This is a genomic window from Pseudomonas sp. xss_4, from assembly GCF_043104125.1.
GTDB classification, from domain to species: Bacteria; Pseudomonadota; Gammaproteobacteria; order Pseudomonadales; family Pseudomonadaceae; genus Aquipseudomonas; species Aquipseudomonas parafulva_B.
Genome location: NZ_JBICKJ010000090.1, coordinates 18,633 through 37,925 on the forward strand (window position 1 = coordinate 18,633; position 19,293 = coordinate 37,925).

The window sequence follows — 19,293 nt, forward strand, 5'->3', positions numbered from 1 at the left end:
GAAAAAAATAATTAACCCCATTCGTTGGGGTTTTTATTTCCTGATTTTTTTGCGGTATAGCGCAAATATAGAAAACGAAAATGCTATAATTAGGTATAACAAATAATTTTATAATCCATGAATCGCAATATCTTAAATTCAAAAATCTATAATAAGGAAAATCAAAGAATCGTTGATTCTGAAATCAAGAAAGCATGTGAATCAAATGGCATCACTGAATCTGAACTTCGTGAATTCGCGTTCGATACTCCACTTGCACCAGTCGTCAAATTCTTCCTCTATGTGGCTTTCGCTGTCGTGCTAATGACGTTCGCAGATGGTCGCCATGAGCAAGCATTCTGGATCTGGTCTGCTGCAATGATCTTCGCCCTGGCTTGGCGCTACCACGTCCTGAAAGGCTCTATAAGGTTCTTCATGAGCAAGGGCAACAGACAGACCTACAAGGCCGTCAAATCGACTCTCAGAGCCTTAAAGAAGGTGTTGAAACCTATCGCTAAGCAACAGGCCAAGGCTGAGGATGCACACGCCAAAAGGTCAAAGCGTGGTGTGGTCGTGGCGTCTGTGAATGAAGCTGTTGAGAAGCGCATCAAAGCCGAACGTGAAGCCTATGCTGCTCGATCTCCAGCTCGTTCGTCTAAGCCTGTGAAAAAAGACAATGGTGATTACCTTCAGCCTGGCCCTGGCTCCCACGGAGCTGCTGACAACCAAACTACAAGCTCCTGTGGTTCTGATAGCGGTTCGTCTGGTGATGGTGGCGGTGGTGATTGATTGCCACGTAAATTTTTTTCTTGAAGCCCTGAATGGGCTTTTTCTATTTTTCAATCTGGTTGCTTTTATTTATTAAATATTTCCGCTTAAAGTAAGTTTTAAGAAATTAAATATGCTATAATTATGATATAACAAAATATTACTATCATGATTGATTTAGATAAAAACGATTCACAAGAATCACAAGTGTCATACAGAGCTAAAAACTCAAAAGAAATAAAGAATTTAAAAAAAGAAGTCAAAAGATTGCGTGCTGAGAACGCTTCTTTGAAATCAGAATCCAAAAAGGTTGAAGTTAATCAATCTTCAAACTCTATTAAAGATGACAGTGAAAAATATTCTTGGCGTTTGCTTTTAATAGTCGTCTTGCTTTTCCCATTACCATTCTTTTTAAGTGTTAGTGATAGAGCTATTGAATTCAAAGATAAATATGAACAATGCGTTTCTTCAAAAACCGTAGAAGCTAACCATTCATCCATATTATTAGATGAAATAGCAAGCTCAATAATAAAATCGAAACAGGTTGAATTACAAAATGAAGTGAATGAAATTCCAGACCTCAAAAATATAAGAGAGTTAATTAGGTGGGGGTTTGAAAGTCCAACACAATCTGTAGATCTTTCAGAATCTGCGGACTATGATTTCAATCCGGCGATTGGTTCTGTAAACGATGGAACGTTAAGCAAGATTGACAAAGTTTCGTTGGCAAAAATTGTTGAAAGTATGACAGATAGAAAAATTGAAGATATTCAAGATGCTATTTATTCAGTAATAAGCCACGCTAAAAAATCCACTTTAGATGAATTGCATGAAAAAGAGAATGGTAACTAACATTCAAATTATCTAACAATATTACCGCCAAAATGGCGGTTTTATTTTATGCAAATGCTATAATTGCGTTATAACGAAATAACAAAACTATGATTGACTCTTACGAATACGAAAAGATATCGCTTGATATAGATAATGCTTTCACATATAAACCTGACGCTAGCCTTTATAAAAAAAACGCGGCTAGAAATACTCCTAAACTGACTGAGCAGATTTATTTTTCTTTGTGCGCTGCTTTGTCATTCTCAATTTTCTGGGCTTACTGCGTTACCATCATTCTGAGTTTGCTGAATGATACCAGAACAGAATTAGAATTAGTTGATTTTGGTTTAGTTGCATTTCTTGTAGCTTTAACTCAAGCAATAATCTTGAGGGCAATTAGAGGGTGTCTAATATGGCAAGAAAAATAATCTCATTATATATGCTACTTTTATGTGTTAACGCAGATGCTGTAAATTACATACCTGAAAATCAAGTCCAAGCTGTTTTGTTGGGTCTGAATTCTTTAGGGCTGAGCGAACTGCTTTGCTACAAAGACTTACGTTTTGACTATTCGTCATTGACCAAAAGATAATTTGAATTGGGCTTGATTTAAAAATTAAAATGCTATAATCGGCTATATAACAAATCTATAGTCGAAATATGAAAACATTTTTCAAAAGCGTTCAGTCTGCGCTTAAAAAAATTAGACAAACTGCGTCAAAGGTCGAAGTCAAACTCAACGAGTTTGATAATAAATACACAGACCCAATAGGTTCAGTATTAGCTTCAACAATTTGGAACATTATTCGCGTAGCTGTGCTACCTTTCTTTTCAGCGTTGATATTGGCATTTGTAATTAAGCTGATTTTCTCATACGGTCTTAACGTTCAGTCATTTTTTGTTTACCTTGCGATTCTAGCCATTGCTGCTTCTTTAATTGTGGTGTCGCTGATGCTGAATGTGGTTAGGGGTGAACTGAGATATTGTAAAGAGCGTGAGCAAGCAAGAGGGCTGAGTTTTTTCAGCTTCGTTGAAACGTCAAGATTTTTGACCAATGCAACGTTCAACCAGCACCCTGAATTTCGTTCTGCCCTTGACCTTTACTTGAACAGAAGTCCTGGAAGGGTCTTAGGACGCTATGCAGTGGTGTTCTTCATCGTGCCCACTGTCATGTATGCCTTAGCACTGTTGCCTTTCATGATTGGTCTTGGCGGGCTTCACATGAGCTTACCAGCAGTGGCCGGTATCGTGGGCGTTGGGGCCTTGATTGCAGGGCTTCAAAATGCTCGTATCAACACGCATTCTGACCCTGCGTATTTTCTGATGGCTGCATATCGTCATGATGATGTTCGAGCGAAGATCCTGAACGCCAAAAAATAAAATACTCCAAAAAGAAATCCGGGTTTATCCCGGTTTTTTGTTCCATATGATTTTGAAAATCCTGCTCTTAACCGCCTGAATTGGAATCTCATAATGCTATAATTTGCTGTATATAACAAAATATAATTATTATGATAAGAAAATTACTGCTTTCAATTGCATTGATTTTCTCAGTTTCTGCATTTGCAGATGAATCAACTAACCAAGCTACTGATGAAACTGGGACAAACAATAAGGCTGCAGGCGCTTCATTATCTCAATCTGCTAAAGAATTTTTCAATTGGGAGCAAATCAGCAACATCTCAAAATTGGATTTAAATAGCCCAAATCTAAAAATGGATGCCGTGACCATAGGGCGCTTTCAGTTCAACAACGATCTAGTCACAAACTTGATGACACAGCTAACAGGAACAGCGAATCTTCCAGATGATTTTTTAGCTGATTTGAGAGCACAGGGATTTGATAAAACCGTGGAACAATCTTTCTTGTTTAAGTGGCTAGACGATAATAGAAATTATGCGTTAATCGTCATATTTGGGATTTCTGGATTATTCCTTTCAATCTGGGGCACAGTCCATTTAATGAAAGGGGATGGATGGGATGAAGTGATGACCCTGATTGCGAATAAGTTAGTCGTTGTTGGTTTCGCATCTGGAATAATATTCTTCTTCAAGAGTTTCATCGTAATCGTTGTTCTTACAATAAATGGATACGCCAACAAATTCCTTCTGACGATGACAGTTCAGCAACAAATAGCTAATCACTCGTCTGTGCCTTCAGCTAACGATAAATACACCATCGCTGCAAATTCAAACAATATGACTGAAATTGCTTTGTCCATTTTAAAAACTCGTCAAGCTAAGCTTCAATTAAATATGGCGGGGATAGCTGAGCGTGATAGATGGTTTGTTAAATACACTGGGGGATATACAGTTGGTGAGGCATTAGCCAAATTCAATGAATTTCAGCAATTGAAAGTTAACGCTGAAAATGACGGTTGGTTCAATATTGATATGACTACTTCATTTAGTAATGTTGTGAATCTCTATAAAATATCTCGCTCTGTAAATATCAGAAGAAATACAGGTGATTACAGTGTTGACGAAAGAAAGGTTTACGGCTATGACTCCCTTTACGGAACAGTAGAAATCAATGCTAATGCTGAATCTTTCGAGCAAAGCACTAATACATCTGTTAACGATGGCACATTGATTAAGCAAATCCAGGCTGTTGTTGATAATTCTGCGAGCAATAGTAATAACATAATTCTGAGTTCTGCTGAAAAGGCATCTGCTGTTTTAATCCCGTTGATGCAGTCTGGCAACGTGAATAGCGCAACTCTGTATGAGGATGCGACTAAATATCAGGGCTTGGGAGAATTGAAAGATTCAATCAAGGCTTATGCCAAGAAATTTACTAAAGAGCAAGTAGGCGCTGTAAAGATGGATGAAATAGGTTCGACTACTCCAGAGTCAAGAATAGTGCTTTCAGGATTAGTGACTTCTGCAGTAATGGCTGGTGTCCAGGGTGCTGACAAATCAGGTGCTTTGACAAGCAACCAATTGAAATATTTCTTCAAAATAGCTGAGGCTCAGATCAATAAGGAATGCACTGAGCATTGGAGTGATGTTCGTGACAATAAGAAGAATATTGACAAACTTAACGCTTCGATGGGGGAAGACGCTAAAACCTTTTTAGCAAAGGGAATGACAAATGTTCAGTTCAAATGTGCTTTCCTGCGTGAGAACGACAATAGAGTTATCGCCCTTGGTTCTGAGAAGCCCGAAGATGCTTTGCTCTACAAAGCGCAGGTAATGGCTTACAAAGCGGCTTATGATTTTGCAGTGCTTTCGTTCATGGAAGGTGTTAAGGAATATATAAATGAGGATCAGACATACCTGCAAGCAATGGCTGGTGCTTCATTGAGAAACGTAACGCTTGGCCTTGTCGGTTATGCCTTGGATGGTTCGGCTCGTTCAAGAATTCAAGGGTCTATTGCAAAGCGTGATGCGTTTATCACTGACGCTATTCATGTCCTTGTTAATGAACAAATCAGAAAAAGCCCTACAAAAGTTAACACTGAGGATTTATGGAATGCCAAAGATTTAGAAGCTGATGATGAAAAGTCCAAGCAGTTAGCGACTTATTTCTATCCAGTTGATATGCAATATGCTTATTTACAGTCAGTAATTAACCTTTCTGCACTGACGCCAGAATCTGATTCTTCAATGGCAGATAAGCTTAATTCGATGATGAAAAGCATAATCTCCGAAATTGTTGGTATTCCTACCGATTCCTTAAAAGTGCTTGGTCGTTTAGATCCAAATCTTTCAATCTATGATGGTGCTAAGGCTTGTTTGAAAGATTCGATTCCATGCGAGATGCGTCCTAAAGCCAATTTATTAGCTGAAACGTCAAACATGGGTGATGAATTAATTTCTTATTCATTGAAGGTGTTTGTCATGAATTCTGTGCTTCATTTGGCTGCAGATTCAGTAGATGGTGTTGCTGATTTAGCAGAAAATCTTACTAATGGTGCGGCGTCTGTTGGGACCGATCAAAAGATGGTAGGTAAAATTGCAAAAGTGGTCGTAGGTGGTGGGACTAAGTTAGTAAAAATATTTATGGCGGCTGCAACGTCTGCAACAGAAGCTTTAAAACCAGTTGCAATTATTTTGCTTGGCGCTGGTTTTATCATGAAGTATCTATTGCCTTGGCTTCCAGCGTTCATTTTGACTAACGTGTTAATTAAATTCTTAGTGAACATAACAATGTTCCAGAATCTATATGGTCCGTATTACGTCATCAGAATGTTAGTTTCTTTGGACATAGATAACTTTAGAAAACATAGAGCTGCATTGTTTAATGCAATCGTTTCACTCACATTGCTTGTAGCTGTATATGCGTTCTTGACTGCATTTGTATACATAGCGTTAGATTTGTTTGATGTGGCTCCGATCCTTTGGCATATACTAGGTGGATCAGATACCGGAATTATTGGCTCACTAATGGCTGCTGTTTTTGCAATGATAATGTGTGCTTTCACTGTGCATTCATTGATAAAGAATATCTACGGCGTAGGTGAGGAATTTATGAGCAAGTTTGAATATAATTCAAGTGCAGACCAAGAAATTAAGCGTGTAGCAAAAACGTTATTCGATTCAAGAGCAATTGATGCGATTAGGATGGTTTCATCTGAGTCTAATAATTTAATTGATGCGACAAATTCTAAAAGTAAGTATAAAAGAGATCTTCAAAAGGAAGAGAGAAGTAAAATTAGAGAAACTGCCAAAAAATTTGGCGCACAAGGTTTGAAATCCTCAAACGAAAGTCAATAAGATAACCCGCTTTGGCGGGTTTCTTTTTAACCAGAAATTTTGATAGCCAAGCAATTTAATCAAGCGGAAATGTTATAATTTGGTATAACAAATAAATTTTGACATGAATATCAGATCTCTATACATCGCACTACTTGCTTTGATAATCCTCTTTCTATTTAAAGATGCTTTCCATCTGTTCAGCCCCACGACTGGCATAGCCATTGTCATAATCGTTGCTTTCATAGCTGGATATTTTTTTCTTGTGAAATTCAAAATGCCACTAATCAAAAAGGCAAAAGATGAAGCTGCAGCAAAGAAAAAGCAACAAAAAGAATTTCGTGATTTAGTCAAAAATAAGGACGTTAAAGACGAAATATAATAGTCCACAATGCTATAATTGCATTAAATAATCTAAATTTCTATGAAACAAATTCTAATCATTCTGTTGATGGCATTTATACCTTTACTGAGCCATGCTCAAACAGAACAGCAAATCACGCAAACGATTGATGAACATGCAACGTGTATTGTGCAAGACAGCACAACGTTTGCTCAATGCGCTTCATACAATATTAAAAATTCCCCCCTTGGATATATTGAGTCTCTGCTAACTCCAGGCGCTGCCGCTTTCGTAAACGTCGTTGGGTCTGTTCTTACTTGGAAAGAGATTTCAGTAGAGCCATCTGAAAATACTACGGGGTTCAACTACATATTCGACATTACGGATTCCCTAACTGCAATCCTGTGTGAAATCTTCTTGACGCTGACAGTCATGTTCCAGATTTTTAGAATGACTTATACACAGCATCAAGGCCAGTTCGTCTTGAGCCATGGCTTTGGCTATGCCTTCATAAACTATGCAATGATTTTCTTTCTCCTAGTATGCGGTGGCCTGTATGCGCTGGTATGGGGCGCTGTGTTCGTGTCTGTGCTATTTGTTGCCTACATCATGATGATGACTGCGCCTTCACTCGCTGAGACAACTGTGAACGATCCTTCGGCTTATCAGCAACGTGCTGAGGCGTATGCTACTGAGCAGATAGGGCCGATTTTTGATTCTATGGTTCACATTGCTGACAACAACGACAGAATGCGATTAGAAATGTATAACCTCAATCTTAGGAATAAAGGTATTTCAGTTGAGTTTGTTGATACTGCTTTTTCAAACTGTTTGAAGAATAGTAAAGCTGATGCAGATACATTTTTTGGGGGCACGCTTTCCGATGGTGAAGCTAAAAGAAGTCAGAAATGTGCCATAGCCGCAGGATACACGTCATTCGACCCTGGCTCTGTTTCCTATAGCGGTTTTGAATCCACAATAAATGACGCCCTCATTGAGCTAAACAATCAAGCAAGAATTTATCAATACGAATATAAAAAGAATCTCTGCGCAAATTCCTTAAAAGTAGATGGTAAAAGAGAAGCGCTAAAGGATTCAATGATTGCTTATAAAGATTGTTTGAATGTTGATTCAAACTCAATCCCTTTGCTTGGTGAAGGCAATATAGTTTCCTTCTTGCCAGAGTTAAATGTAGATTCTCAAAGCTTGAAATATATTAAAGACAATGCGATTAAGGCGTTCGCCAAAACTTTTGCTACGGTGGGTGTTGATTATGGCGAGAAAATGGAAAAATCCTCATTGGTTTTCAATGTGAACGCTATCAGTTTCATGCTCGATCTCGTTACGCAAGAAGTTGGAGCGTCAAAATGGAGGGCGGAGGTTAAGTCTGAGCTTAGCAAAATATCGTCAATTAGTAGCGAATCGCTCTCTGCATACAGAAACGCAGTGGGTCTAAATGAAGCTGAATCAGCAAAGATCGCATCTGATTTATCTGGTGGTCTTTCAAATATAAAATTTATAGATAGAGATAAAAGTTTAGCAACCGCTTTGGGTGAAAGCTTTTGGTCAAATAAAGATGATGTGGAACATCATTTATTAGCTGCTGCAAACCTTTTAGGCGGTAACATGTTCGATAATGCTGGGTTTACAGGTGAAGACTGCTTTCAAACTGATAACACTTGCCAAGTTCCCTATTTGAATCAAATGGCCGCATCAACATCTTCAAATCTTATGTATGCACAAGCAGTTTTCGAGATTATCGTATCGCTCAAAGGGGTTCACATCCTCTTAGAACAAACAATGCCAAACTCCCCATTCCTGAAAATTATAGATCTGGCGATTCATTTCTTGCAGTTAGCTTTAGGGTTTTCATTTATAAGATTGATAGCCGGACTATCTCCTATTTTCGTCCTGGGTGGAATGATGCTCGCAACTGTTGCCGGGGCATTATTCATGACGCTCGGCTATAAGATAGATCTATTGAAAAGCGCTTTCCCATCGCATGAGAACCTAACGAAGCCCGTTCAAGCTGGAGTGAGCATAGCTTCTATATTCTCTGCGTCATTGTGGCTGATAATTTCATTGCCAGTCATGTTTGCAGCGTTTTTACTGGTTTTAGGAATTTATGGGTTTGCCATGGTATTGGTGGGATTTTGGGCCACGGCAATGGGTGCATCGTTTATCGGGGAGAATGGACAATTTATAAATTCAATCATTAACCTGTCTTTGAAGATTTTCATATTTCAATTGCTTGATACTGTTTTTATAATCAAATTAAGCTCAATGGCTGGCAATCTTGTTACCAAGCTCCAAAGTTTCTTTACATATAATCTGCGTAACGAAGGGTTGGGCGAGCAAATTCAATCTCAAATTCAGCAACAAATGCAGAAAATCACAAGAGCAATTTAAAAATTAAGATAAGCGGTTCAAATATTTATTTGAATACGCTTGTTTGTTGAAAGGCATATGCTATAATTGGAATAAATAAGACATATGGAGATTTAAAAATGAGATTGTTTTTAGGCTTTGCAGATGGGGTTGTCTCAACCCTGCGCACCATTGTTGCTGGCTTCGTTACATTTTTTCTTCTGTTTTTCTTTATGTATGGACATTCAAAGTTAGGACCGTCAGTAATTTACGACCACAAATTCTTAATTATGAATGCTCCATTGGTAATGGGTGCTTGCTTCCTTTATTTCGGAAAATATTTAGGAAAAATGGAAGGTGAAAAATGAATAATGCGTTCGCACACTATGTGATTTGCAAATGGACTTTGCTTTTAATATTTACGGTTTTCTTTTACAAGATGATGGTTTCATACGTTCTTGGAATTTTCATTTGGGATTTCTCGCCTGAGCTTAACGGATATTCGGCCAGAGCAATCTCAATAGCCCACAACGATTTCTTGGCTAACAATAGCGCTTTTCACTATTACTTCATGATCGGTTTTGCAGTGGTGTGGATGATTGGCGGTTTGGCAATCTCAAAAATCCTGATCAATCGCATACGTTCACAATCTCGACGCTTCACCTGAAAGCTACCTTTACTTGGTAGCTTTTTTTCGCCTGGGCCTTGGGGTTCTGCGCCTCTGCTCGATCCTTCCTCGGTCTGCCAGACCTCTTACATAACCCTGCCAGCTTTATAGCAACCTACTGCCATAGCCATAGCCATAGCAACCATCTGCCAGAATCCTGCCACACTCCTACCAGAGCCGTAGCAAGCCCGTCCTAACGTCATGCCATGCGTCTACCAGCGTCCTGCTAACCATCTGCCATTCTTCTACCATGCGCTTGCTAATCGTCTACGAGAAGCCTGCCATACCATTGCTATGGGCCTGCCATGCGTCTACCAGCCTCCTGCCAGATTCCTGTTATGAGTCTGCCATACCTATGGCATAACCCTGCCAGAGCGCCGGAGTGACGTTAGAAGATGGGGAGTAGAGTAGGGTGGGGATCTGCAGCTCGACTGGTGGCCTTGGCCGTGCCAAGGCGATGCTATGGATCTTGTCGACGTATGGCTATCTTCTGACATGTTCCTGCTATGGGTCTGCCATAGCTATGGCAGAGTCCTGCCATAAGTCTGCTAACCCAGCGTTACCGGGGCTTACAGAGCCGATCACACGTTCGACCTGGGGCGAATTGCAGGCAACAAAAAAGGCCCGTCATGGCCTGTTCTTGATTCTGGATTTGGGTCTTTCGGGCTGTGGTGGTGGCCTGATGGCTTCTGCCTTTTCCCTTAGATCTCGCAGTGCGTAGAGTCCTGCGCTGTTTGGTCTGACTTCAGCAGGGTTCTTGTTCTTACCGTTTGTGTCTGAGAATTTGACTTTCACTGGTTCGCCGTTTTGCAAAACCCTGTTGCCGTCTTTCGTCAGATAATACACAAGGTGTCTGTATTGGGCAGATCTTGGTTCAACACCAAAATTTAAAAACTTAATTTTTTCATAATCAGTTAATTCATCATATTTTTTATCCATTTGGTTTCTCATTCACATGAATAATCTCATGCTTAATTGAATGATACCATTTTGAATTATTAAAACTATGGAAGAAAAAACGCCTTATCGGCGCTTGGTTTTCTTTTCAATAACGGTTTTGACGTAATGTATATGGTTTCGATGAGTCGTAATTTCCTCTGTTGTTGCATTTCCAAGATGGTTTAATATTGATCCATCTTCATATATACCATCTTTTTTTGTGATGATTGCTGAAACTTTATGTTCGTAGAAGTATTTCAATTCATTCGTGTCAAAATCAACCTTTTTAATTACATATTCGTTTTCGTTGAATTTCGCTAATAAGTCATCTTCTAATTCATCATAAACGTAGTTTAAAGTGGCTGGATGAATTCGTTGATTCATATCATTAGCTGGTGAAACTGAAAAGCTGCTGCCTTTAAATGAAAATATCATGATTATCCTCTTATTCGTTTATTGTTTTTATGTTTAATGTTTCGCTTCCAACTGTTCTGCTGAAAATCAAGTTTCCTATTTGTCCAATGAAGCTATCATCCTTTTTTCGCTCTGATGCATTGTCGTTTATGAATCTGTTCCATTCTATTGAAGATGTTGTGTTGGTTAATCCAAAAATTGATTCAAGCGTGTAGTTAATTTTGAACATACTATTTCCTCTTTGTAGTATTTGTTAGTAAAGATATTTATCTCTTAAGTATATAATAACATTTATTTTCACAAATATAAGCTTTAAGGAATTAAATATCTAAAATATTTTAGGATTTTTTTATGGACGAAAAAAAAGCCCTTTCGGGCCAGTTCTTTTTAAGCTGCTAAGTGAGCTTTCACTTTCGCTAAAAGATTTTCCGTTGCTATCCAAATGTGTGAATCTGTGCGTGCTGTCACCGGGTTTTTTGAAATGCCATTATTGTCGTAATATTCTTCAAAAATGAAACCTTCGCTGTTTTCTAGTCTTGCACCAGTTTTAACATCAGTTGCATATAAACGGCCTTTGCCATTTCTGTTTGATTTGTAAATAGGTTCAACGCCTAATTTCTTTAATTCTGTGTAGTTAATATTTGTCATTTTGATTTTCTCCATTTTTAGTTATTGTGGGATTTTCTTTCCCTTAAATATATAATACCATATATTTTTTGAAATATAAGCTTTAAGGAATAAAATATCGAAAATATTATAATATTTTTATTGGGGCATGAAAAAAGCCCTTCCGGGCCAGTTCATTAAGCTGCTTGAATTTCTTCTTCTCCAATGATTTCGGCGTCTTTACCGAAATATTTGAAGAAATCGTAGAAACTAAACTCTTTGTATTCACCATCTTGATCTGATTCTTCATCTAAAAGTTTGCCTATAACAATCCTTTTATTTGCAAGAGTCGATGCTATGTAGTCGTCAATTGTGTTTTCAACAACCACGTTGATAACTGACACTGAGTTTTTCTGACCAATGCGGTGGCATCTGTCTTCGCAGTGCATCATTTTGGCTGGTGTCCAGTCCATTTCTCCAAAGTAAACAGTCGATGAAGCTGTGAGCGTGATACCTTCTGAGCAAGCCCTGATTGAACCAATGAAGACCTGAGCATCGCCGCTTTGGAATCCGTCAATGGACGCCTGACGGGCTTTCTGGCTCATAGACCCATCTACACGCACTGCCTTGATTCCAGCCTCAGAAAGCTTGTTCTGCACTATGTCGAGCACGTCAGAGTGGTGAGCGAAGAATACAACCTTGCCTTGGCTCTCAACAGCTTCTTGAAGATATTCCACTACGATAGGCGCTTTTGCAGTAGCCGTTTCTCTACGAATCCTGCTCATCTGGCTCATGAAGTCAGATCTTAAAGCTCTTAATTCTTTAAGCTTTTCATCATATTGTTCAGTTTTTTTGGTCATTTTTGCCAAGGCAGTCATTATTGAATTGTATTCTTTGAATGACTTTTCAATGAATTGACCTTCTCCACGAATGGCGAATTTAAAATCTGAATTTGAATTGTCTGTTGGAATCGCAAGGGTTGAATGAATTTTGTCTGGTAACTCTTTCAATACGTCTTTTTTCAATCTGCGAATCATGCCAGCTTCTTTCAATTTAGCTTGAAGCTCGTCAAGGTTTTTCAATGACGCTGGTTCTACTTTATGAAAATGACCTGAGCAATATCTGTATCCAAAAGATCCATAAGTTTTGAAAGCATTTGGGTCAAGCTTGTTCGCAATCGTAAATATTTCAAATGGATTGTTGAGGAATGGTGTTCCAGTTAATGCTAAGAATTTTTTCGATTGGATTTTTAACGCTGCTATTGTTCTTTTTGATTCTCCATTTTTAAGATAATGAGCTTCATCAAAGATTATGTAGTCGTATTCTACTGACTCAAGAATGGCTAATTTCTTTGAAGCTAAATCATAATTCATAACGTCGCATATAACATCGGCAGTTGATAATTCAATCTTGTTGCCTACAACGCTGATTGCGTTTCTTAAATCGTCATTCACAAGCCATTTTTTAAGCTCACGTTTCCAGTTTGTTTTTAATGTTGCTGGGCAAAGCACAAGCAATCTCTTAACGTCCGGTTTTGTGTTGATTACGCCGATTGCCTGAATTGTTTTACCCAATCCCATTTCATCAGCGAAAAGTGCATTGCCTTTTTTGGAAGCGTATTCAATGCCAGCTTTTTGGTAAGGTAAGTATTCGAGTCCAGCAGGAGCAGGCGCTTTAAATTTAGACGAAACCTTTGAAGCGGCTTTAAGATTTGATTTGTGGTCTTTAACTTCTTTTGTGTATTGATCTTCAAAATATGGAGTCTGTTCTACTTCAATCCTATCTTTCTTCAATTTCTCCATTAATTTTTTTGCAGCTATTATGTTATCTGCATACCAGTATTTGCCTTTCATTTCCCAACGGAAACCAGCGTTTTTGGGATAGTCTTTCAAATCATATATTGTGTAGCATTGATATTGATTGTTTGTGAACTCCATTTTTAAATTTGACATGTTTGCACCAATTATTTTTATTATCAGAGAGTTTCTTATCTCCTTACTAATATAATAACATTTAATTATCTAAATATAAGCTTTAAGCGATTAAGTATCTAAAATAATTTAATATTTTTTTAGCTGACGAAAAAAAAGCCCCTGGGGGCTATTCTTATTTGTTCTCAATTATCTTGTATGATACTGCTTCTTCATTATCCCACAATTTCAAAGTCTTTTTGTTTACGTTGAAAACTTCCAAAACTGTTCCAGCATCTATATATGTAAACCAGTTTTTTCTGCTTCCGCCTGTAGACATTTCACCTTCAACCATATTCACATCTTTTCCTTCATAAGCCCCTGAGTCTCTTTCTTTACCAACTGCGATGATTCTCCCTCCCAAAATTACATCGCCTGTAAATCCAAATACCTTTTCATTTATTGTTACTAAAATATCGACTTTTTCAACAACAACCCCTGGTTCCTCATAATCGTAAACAGTTCTTAAAGCGTCAAAAACTTTTACCTTAATTTTTGGTGAAAAGTCCCAAGCTTTTGATGTTGTATTGAATTTCCCGTGCAACTTTCTTGCTCTTTCTATAAAGGATTTGTTGTATGGGCTGTTTACGCTCATTACTGTTTCGTCGCCATTTTCATCTGTTGTGTATGTTACTTTTACTTCTGTAGTCATGATATTTACCTTTTTGATATTTGTTATTTAGAGAATCATTTCTCTATATAAATATAATACCATTTATTTTTATGAATATAAGCTTTAACGAATAAAATATCTAAAATAATTTAATATTTTTTCTTTGACGAAAAAAAAGCCCCTTCGGGCTGTTTTAGAAACCGGGTTTTACTCGATTATTATTTTTCACTGAGTTTATTAAATCCTCTTTTTCTTTTAATTCGTTTATGACTTTACAGACCATTTTTTGCGCTTCTTCCAAACCCTCTTTCAACGATGACTGTTTGTAATAATCGTCAATTCCCCAAACGAAAATATCTACACCATCTGAAAGCCGTTTGCCCTGTTGCTTTGGTTCAACTGACATGAGCGTATACATGCCATTTTCTATTTTACTGTTGTAAAGTTCGATTGATGGAAACTCATGCTGGTGATGATTGAGTGTCACTGCGCCAACTTCTACCAATCTATTTAATATTTTAAGCCTTGGAGAATTTTCAAGAATGTCCTTAAATTCTTTTTGAATTATCGTTGATTCGATATGATAGATTTCATCTGTTGTTGGGTTTTTAACACCAGCTTTAGCCAGAATTTCATCTCTACGTTCAGCGTATATTTGGATATATGACTTTTCGTCTCTTTGATATTGTTGCTGTTCGTTAAACGCTAATGCCGCTTCTTTTGATTGATTGGCTATCAATTCTTTTTGTTCAGTTGTTAAATTCATGTGATTCCTCACCAATATTCAGTTCTTCTATCAATTTTACCATTTTGTCAAAGTCGAATTTATCGCCATCAGGACGATATTTATTTATGTCTTCAAGACATTTTTTTAAGCAGTAGATCGCATTCTGTTTATGAACGCTGGGCAATTCCTCTAAAATCTCTCTCATTTTGCTATCGACGATTGAATTAGACGATGTAAATTGAGCTGAAACATCGCTAAAAAGGTGATAGCCAGCTTCTTTAGCTAAATATTTCTTAGTTTTCCTCTGCTGGTTTTCATTAACTTCTCCATAGATCTCTATTTTTTCGCCGTTCTGAGTGGCGTAAATCTTAGTTATGTTGCTAGGGTGTTTCTTTATTGATATTCCGTAACCCATTTTTTTTAGGGCTAAAAATGTGTGGTTGTATTTATAATTTGTCATGTTAAATTACCTCTAAATTTATTCTATCATTTATTATTTGAAATATAAGTATTAAGCAATGAAATATATTAAATATTTTCAGATCGGACCTCTAAGAGTCTTCAACGATGGTTGCTGTCACAGGCATTCGTGGGCTACTGTATGTCCATACAGTCATTGAGTTTTCACCATGTTCACCGTCCTTGGCCCAGTCCTCTACCTTCCTGAACGTCTCAAAAAGCCCGTGCTAGGGCGTGTCTCCTGTGGGTTCCCAAGCCCTGCGCTTGAATATGCTGAGCCACCACTTAGCCTTGACGAACTAGTGGGTCTACGTGAGCCAAGCCGTTGGCTTGTGCGTGCTGACGGTCAGAGTCTGAGAGATCTCGGCATCTACAATAGGGACGTTCTGATAGTCGATAGAGCGCTAGAACCGCTCGATCTGGACGTTGTGATATGCGTGATGGGCGGTGACTTCACTGCAAAGCAATACCTTGAACGCCCCGGCTTGCCCCCCGTCTTGAAGGCCCATAACCCTATGTGCGCTGATGTGCTGGTAGGGGAGTGGGAAGACGTCGAATGCTGGGGTGTTGTGCTCTGGAACCTTCACCGTGTTTCAAGGCGCTGAGGGGGCCGTATGGCTGTCTTTGCACTGGTCGATTGTCATTGCTTCTACGTCTCTGCGGAAGCGACCCTTGATGGCTCGCTGAGGGTGCCAGGTCTACCCATTGCGGCTCTTAGTAACGGGGATGGGGCAGTGGTATCGAGGAATGATGCGTGTAAAGCCCTAGGTGTAAAAATGGGACAACCATTCTTTGAAATTAAGCATCTGATGAAAACTCATGGCTTGCGTGTCGTTTCCTCAAATTATGCGCTTTATCAAGAAATTTCTAATCGTGTAATGCTTGTGCTTTGGAGGTTCGCGCCTCGTATAGAAATTTATAGCATTGACGAATGTTGGTTAGACCTAACCGGCATTCCTGGTGATTTAGAAAAGCTTGCCCATGAAATGAGAAAAGCCGTGTTTATGGCTACGGGAATTCCGGTTGGTGTGGGCATAGGTTCAACAAAAACGCTTGCCAAGGCCGCGAATTTCGCAGCAAAGAAATGGAAAGCAAAAACTGATTCAGTGGTGGTTCTGCTAGATGAAGTGAAGCGGGACAAGCTTTTGAAGTGGATGCCTGTATCTGAAATATGGGGTGTTGGTAGGCGGATTTCTGCGCATCTTGAATCAATGAAAATTCAAAGCGCATGGGATTTGTCGCAGTATGATAAGAAGACTCTGCGCAAGCATTTCAATGTCAACATCGAAAAAACGGCAATCGAATTGACTGGTGTGTCTTGCTATGCGCTTGAAGAACATGCTGAACCAAAACAGACGATTGCCTCTACCAGATCCTTTAATGGTCGAGTAGAAAGCATTAATGGCTTGCGTGAAGCTGTGGCAACGTATGCAGCCCGAGCATGTGTGAAATTGAGATCTGAAAAACAGCTTGCAAGCTGTATTCAAGTCTTTATCCAAACGTCTCGTTTCGATGAAAAGCCTTACAGCAAAGCCATTATTGTGGGGCTTGAATCTCCATCTGATGACAGCCGTGATTTTGTTCAAGCCGCATTGGCTGGGCTTGAAAAGATATTTTTGGATGGGTATAGATATGCCAAGGCTGGTGTAGTTCTCAGTCAGTTTTCAGAAGCTAAGAATGCCCAGCATGATTTGTTTGCGCCTGAACCTCGGCGTAATGCTCCTGAATTGATGAAAGTGATTGATGTTGTAAATATGCGATGGGGCAGGGGGACGATTAGGATTGCTCGGGAAAAGAAACAAGCCAGTTGGTCTATGAAAATGGATTTTAAATCACAAAATTATTTGACGAACTGGAATGAATTAAAGCTGATTAAGTGCTGATTTATTTTAATTTTGGCAAAGGCTTCTGTTTTGCTGGTCTATAAAATCTGTCATTTTTTAGAAATTCAAATTCTGCCTCAACTCCTTCTTTTAAACCAATTTCTTTTTTGTAATTGATAATGTTTTCGTTGGCTTCTTGTAACTCCTTAATGATTATTTTTTTGGGTTCTAAACAGTAATCATCGTTCCATTTTAATAAACTATCCGCTGCAACTAATTTGCTGTGAATGAAAAATGATAACCTTGCTCTTGTGAGGTGAAATTTTTTAGTTATTGAAAAGGAAGTATTTTCATATATTAAGAATTCCTTTTCAAAGCGCTGATAAGCCAGATTAGAGTAATCATCTAAGCTTTTAGTAGGTTTAACAAAGATCATCATTTCTTCATCTTCGTGAAATTCAAATGAGCCTAAACTTTCGAGGTAATCCATTTCTTCGTTTGATAAAGCTTGAACTTCAATCTTCTTGTTGTGTTTCTTCGTCATATATTTCAATTTTGTTGTAATTAAATTATATCATTTTAAGTTGGTGTATTTTAAAAAAATCTATAAAATTTTCTTGTGCATTTAAAGTAATGGCACAAAGCTATCGAGAAAAGGTATACTGCCGCCGAAATTTACAGCGGTTTAAGGATTTTAAGGAATGAAATTTAAAATAACCGGAGCTTTGATTCTGGCATCTTGCTTCGTTTTGACAGCTTGCGAAGACAAAAAAGACGCTTACACAGAGCTTGCTAAGGCCCAAGCGAACATTGAGCCTGCCAAAGTGGCACCACCACCTGCACCACCCGCACCACCAGTTGTTTATGGGCCGCTGTCTTACACAGACATATCTTTAAAGCGCATCATCATCAAGCATGATATCAAATCTATAATTGACAAAGCTAATGAACTCGGGCTTGATGAGAAAAAAGAATTTGAGAAGAAAGAAGCTTTTGCAGCGCGAAAAGCTGAGTTTATATCGACTGTAAATAGTGTAGAGGGAAAGCCGAGTCTTGTCTTTTTTGTCCCATCGAGGCAGACAATAAAATATGATGCGGATAATGAGCGGTTTGATTTGGAAGTAGAGTTTGATACCACGTTCGATCAAAAAACGCCATATAGCTCGTCAAAAAGTTTTCCGCTTTCTGTCTCAATCGCTACAGAGTCAGTGCGAGGAGAAAAAAGGTATGGTTTGCCTGTATACGAAAGCATTTCTTATAAAGTCGGCTTTAAAACAAATCTGTCTGTAACTGACCATATTCCCATGACTGTTCAAGTGCCAATGGATCAGGCGGAGTCACTCAAAAAATCTCTTTCAGTGGCGATTGTAGGTAAAGTCGCGGACCCGGTAGTAATGCGCTGGGGGAATTTTGATATAAATCACGATAGCGTTGATCAATATACTGATAAAACATTGCTTCTGTCTGGTGTGCAGTTCTGGATTTACGACAAAGATAAGCTTGAAGTAAAAGAAAAATTTGACAACAATCTGAAAAGAATCACCAGCAGCCAGGGTAAAAAATAAAAGAACTCAAACCCGCCGAATGGCGGGTTTCAAGGGTTACAAGATTTAGCGGTCCTTTGCGGGTTTTGATTTTTGAAAAAGATCGGCAAAGGTCTTTGCTATCTCTGTGTCAGTCTCTGCTTGAAGCATCAGTAACATCCCCATTTGAGCGAAGCGCTGGAATGACTGGGCTTTGTTCTTCATCATACTTGGACGCTTACTGCCAGCGTTCTTGAAGGCTTCAAGCTCCTGAACTGCCTCTACAAGCGCTTTCGTTTCTTCGTTGAAGGCCATGTGTTCGTATTTTGCTGGTGCTTCATTCCAAGTGTTCAGATAGCTTTCAAGCCCTTTTTCAGCAACGCTTTTAGCCGTTTCAGGCGTGGCAACTGGTTCAGGTGTTGGAGCTTCGACGACAGCGAGAACTGCCGGTTTTGGATTTAACAGCGGGTCAAAATCAGCAAGAATTTCTTCATTGTCTAAGCGGATTGGTTGTCTTTTCATTTTTATTTCCTCATGTAGTTAGTGATTAGTTTTTTGTTTCTG

21 protein-coding genes are annotated in these 19,293 nt (G+C 38.6%); 12 read left to right on the forward strand and 9 right to left on the reverse strand.

Features of this window, described 5'->3' with window-relative positions:
- Positions 1-117 precede the first annotated feature (117 nt).
- The 9 genes from ACF8GB_RS19155 to ACF8GB_RS19195 all read left to right on the forward strand — a co-directional run bounded on the left by ACF8GB_RS19155 (position 118) and on the right by ACF8GB_RS19195 (position 9,655).
- Positions 118-768 carry a hypothetical protein gene (locus tag ACF8GB_RS19155; protein WP_392527467.1) on the forward strand — a complete coding sequence of 217 codons (651 nt, stop codon included), beginning with the start codon at positions 118-120 and terminating at the stop codon, positions 766-768.
- 147 nt (positions 769-915) lie between these two features.
- Positions 916-1,599: a hypothetical protein gene (locus ACF8GB_RS19160; RefSeq protein ID WP_212624174.1), complete on the forward strand. Its 684-nt coding sequence runs from the start codon at positions 916-918 to the stop codon at positions 1,597-1,599.
- An 89-nt stretch (positions 1,600-1,688) separates the two neighbouring features.
- On the forward strand, positions 1,689-2,009 hold the full coding sequence (locus ACF8GB_RS19165) for a hypothetical protein (protein WP_212624175.1): 321 nt from the start codon (positions 1,689-1,691) through the stop codon (positions 2,007-2,009).
- Between the two features lie 232 nt (positions 2,010-2,241).
- On the forward strand, positions 2,242-2,961 hold the full coding sequence (locus tag ACF8GB_RS19170) for a hypothetical protein (protein ID WP_324835927.1): 720 nt from the start codon (positions 2,242-2,244) through the stop codon (positions 2,959-2,961).
- Between the two features lie 131 nt (positions 2,962-3,092).
- Entirely contained in the window at positions 3,093-6,299 is a 3,207-nt protein-coding gene (locus ACF8GB_RS19175) for a hypothetical protein (RefSeq protein ID WP_392527469.1), read from the forward strand.
- A gap of 103 nt (positions 6,300-6,402) precedes the next feature.
- Positions 6,403-6,660, forward strand: a complete 258-nt coding sequence (locus ACF8GB_RS19180) for a hypothetical protein (RefSeq protein WP_392527471.1) — start codon at positions 6,403-6,405, stop codon at positions 6,658-6,660.
- Between the two features lie 42 nt (positions 6,661-6,702).
- A complete protein-coding gene (locus ACF8GB_RS19185; RefSeq protein WP_392527473.1) occupies positions 6,703-9,030 on the forward strand; it encodes a hypothetical protein in 2,328 nt (775 codons plus the stop codon).
- Positions 9,031-9,128: 98 nt separating this feature from the next.
- Complete coding sequence (locus ACF8GB_RS19190; RefSeq protein ID WP_181073648.1) at positions 9,129-9,356, forward strand: hypothetical protein; 228 nt, start codon at positions 9,129-9,131, stop codon at positions 9,354-9,356.
- Positions 9,353-9,655, forward strand: a complete 303-nt coding sequence (locus ACF8GB_RS19195; RefSeq protein ID WP_181073649.1) for a hypothetical protein — start codon at positions 9,353-9,355, stop codon at positions 9,653-9,655. Before ACF8GB_RS19190 ends, ACF8GB_RS19195 begins: the two co-directional genes overlap by 4 nt.
- 627 nt (positions 9,656-10,282) lie before the next feature.
- Here ACF8GB_RS19195 and ACF8GB_RS19200 read toward each other — a convergent pair.
- The 7 genes from ACF8GB_RS19200 to ACF8GB_RS19230 form a co-directional block, all read right to left on the reverse strand.
- On the reverse strand, positions 10,283-10,594 hold the full coding sequence (locus ACF8GB_RS19200) for a hypothetical protein (protein WP_181073650.1): 312 nt from the start codon (positions 10,592-10,594) through the stop codon (positions 10,283-10,285).
- Between the two features lie 84 nt (positions 10,595-10,678).
- Complete coding sequence (locus ACF8GB_RS19205) at positions 10,679-11,029, reverse strand: hypothetical protein (RefSeq protein ID WP_392527476.1); 351 nt, start codon at positions 11,027-11,029, stop codon at positions 10,679-10,681.
- Positions 11,030-11,395: 366 nt separating this feature from the next.
- Positions 11,396-11,656 (reverse strand): hypothetical protein, encoded by a 261-nt coding sequence (locus ACF8GB_RS19210; RefSeq protein ID WP_181073652.1) that lies wholly within the window; start codon positions 11,654-11,656, stop codon positions 11,396-11,398.
- A gap of 155 nt (positions 11,657-11,811) precedes the next feature.
- Positions 11,812-13,566 (reverse strand): DEAD/DEAH box helicase, encoded by a 1,755-nt coding sequence (locus ACF8GB_RS19215; RefSeq protein ID WP_392527478.1) that lies wholly within the window; start codon positions 13,564-13,566, stop codon positions 11,812-11,814.
- Between the two features lie 154 nt (positions 13,567-13,720).
- Entirely contained in the window at positions 13,721-14,236 is a 516-nt protein-coding gene (locus tag ACF8GB_RS19220) for a hypothetical protein (protein WP_392527479.1), read from the reverse strand.
- Between the two features lie 154 nt (positions 14,237-14,390).
- Positions 14,391-14,963 (reverse strand): hypothetical protein, encoded by a 573-nt coding sequence (locus ACF8GB_RS19225; RefSeq protein WP_212624346.1) that lies wholly within the window; start codon positions 14,961-14,963, stop codon positions 14,391-14,393.
- Complete coding sequence (locus ACF8GB_RS19230) at positions 14,947-15,384, reverse strand: hypothetical protein (protein WP_392527480.1); 438 nt, start codon at positions 15,382-15,384, stop codon at positions 14,947-14,949. The genes ACF8GB_RS19225 and ACF8GB_RS19230 overlap by 17 nt, the downstream gene beginning before the upstream one ends.
- A gap of 169 nt (positions 15,385-15,553) precedes the next feature.
- Between ACF8GB_RS19230 and ACF8GB_RS19235 the strand changes: the two genes are divergently transcribed.
- Both ACF8GB_RS19235 and ACF8GB_RS19240 read left to right on the forward strand, forming a co-directional pair.
- Positions 15,554-15,988 carry a LexA family protein gene (locus ACF8GB_RS19235; RefSeq protein WP_392527481.1) on the forward strand — a complete coding sequence of 145 codons (435 nt, stop codon included), beginning with the start codon at positions 15,554-15,556 and terminating at the stop codon, positions 15,986-15,988.
- A gap of 9 nt (positions 15,989-15,997) precedes the next feature.
- Entirely contained in the window at positions 15,998-17,266 is a 1,269-nt protein-coding gene (locus ACF8GB_RS19240; RefSeq protein ID WP_392527483.1) for a Y-family DNA polymerase, read from the forward strand.
- A gap of 1 nt (position 17,267) precedes the next feature.
- Here ACF8GB_RS19240 and ACF8GB_RS19245 read toward each other — a convergent pair whose 3' ends face one another.
- Positions 17,268-17,750, reverse strand: coding sequence for a hypothetical protein (locus tag ACF8GB_RS19245; RefSeq protein WP_392527484.1), 483 nt, complete (start codon positions 17,748-17,750; stop codon positions 17,268-17,270).
- 157 nt (positions 17,751-17,907) lie between these two features.
- Here ACF8GB_RS19245 and ACF8GB_RS19250 point away from each other — a divergent pair, with 157 nt between their 5' ends.
- Positions 17,908-18,771: a hypothetical protein gene (locus tag ACF8GB_RS19250; RefSeq protein WP_392527485.1), complete on the forward strand. Its 864-nt coding sequence runs from the start codon at positions 17,908-17,910 to the stop codon at positions 18,769-18,771.
- A gap of 45 nt (positions 18,772-18,816) precedes the next feature.
- Here ACF8GB_RS19250 and ACF8GB_RS19255 read toward each other — a convergent pair whose 3' ends face one another.
- Positions 18,817-19,251, reverse strand: coding sequence for a hypothetical protein (locus ACF8GB_RS19255; RefSeq protein ID WP_392527486.1), 435 nt, complete (start codon positions 19,249-19,251; stop codon positions 18,817-18,819).
- Positions 19,252-19,293 lie beyond the last annotated feature (42 nt).

Coding starts and splice junctions, on each gene's coding strand:
- ACF8GB_RS19155 (WP_392527467.1), top strand. CDS start 118: ATGAATCGCAATATCTTAAATTCAAAAATCTATAATAAGGAAAATCAA.
- ACF8GB_RS19160 (WP_212624174.1), top strand. CDS start 916: ATGATTGATTTAGATAAAAACGATTCACAAGAATCACAAGTGTCATAC.
- ACF8GB_RS19165 (WP_212624175.1), top strand. CDS start 1,689: ATGATTGACTCTTACGAATACGAAAAGATATCGCTTGATATAGATAAT.
- ACF8GB_RS19170 (WP_324835927.1), top strand. CDS start 2,242: ATGAAAACATTTTTCAAAAGCGTTCAGTCTGCGCTTAAAAAAATTAGA.
- ACF8GB_RS19175 (WP_392527469.1), top strand. CDS start 3,093: ATGATAAGAAAATTACTGCTTTCAATTGCATTGATTTTCTCAGTTTCT.
- ACF8GB_RS19180 (WP_392527471.1), top strand. CDS start 6,403: ATGAATATCAGATCTCTATACATCGCACTACTTGCTTTGATAATCCTC.
- ACF8GB_RS19185 (WP_392527473.1), top strand. CDS start 6,703: ATGAAACAAATTCTAATCATTCTGTTGATGGCATTTATACCTTTACTG.
- ACF8GB_RS19190 (WP_181073648.1), top strand. CDS start 9,129: ATGAGATTGTTTTTAGGCTTTGCAGATGGGGTTGTCTCAACCCTGCGC.
- ACF8GB_RS19195 (WP_181073649.1), top strand. CDS start 9,353: ATGAATAATGCGTTCGCACACTATGTGATTTGCAAATGGACTTTGCTT.
- ACF8GB_RS19200 (WP_181073650.1), bottom strand. CDS start 10,594: ATGGATAAAAAATATGATGAATTAACTGATTATGAAAAAATTAAGTTT.
- ACF8GB_RS19205 (WP_392527476.1), bottom strand. CDS start 11,029: ATGATATTTTCATTTAAAGGCAGCAGCTTTTCAGTTTCACCAGCTAAT.
- ACF8GB_RS19210 (WP_181073652.1), bottom strand. CDS start 11,656: ATGACAAATATTAACTACACAGAATTAAAGAAATTAGGCGTTGAACCT.
- ACF8GB_RS19215 (WP_392527478.1), bottom strand. CDS start 13,566: ATGTCAAATTTAAAAATGGAGTTCACAAACAATCAATATCAATGCTAC.
- ACF8GB_RS19220 (WP_392527479.1), bottom strand. CDS start 14,236: ATGACTACAGAAGTAAAAGTAACATACACAACAGATGAAAATGGCGAC.
- ACF8GB_RS19225 (WP_212624346.1), bottom strand. CDS start 14,963: ATGAATTTAACAACTGAACAAAAAGAATTGATAGCCAATCAATCAAAA.
- ACF8GB_RS19230 (WP_392527480.1), bottom strand. CDS start 15,384: ATGACAAATTATAAATACAACCACACATTTTTAGCCCTAAAAAAAATG.
- ACF8GB_RS19235 (WP_392527481.1), top strand. CDS start 15,554: ATGTTCACCGTCCTTGGCCCAGTCCTCTACCTTCCTGAACGTCTCAAA.
- ACF8GB_RS19240 (WP_392527483.1), top strand. CDS start 15,998: ATGGCTGTCTTTGCACTGGTCGATTGTCATTGCTTCTACGTCTCTGCG.
- ACF8GB_RS19245 (WP_392527484.1), bottom strand. CDS start 17,750: ATGACGAAGAAACACAACAAGAAGATTGAAGTTCAAGCTTTATCAAAC.
- ACF8GB_RS19250 (WP_392527485.1), top strand. CDS start 17,908: ATGAAATTTAAAATAACCGGAGCTTTGATTCTGGCATCTTGCTTCGTT.
- ACF8GB_RS19255 (WP_392527486.1), bottom strand. CDS start 19,251: ATGAAAAGACAACCAATCCGCTTAGACAATGAAGAAATTCTTGCTGAT.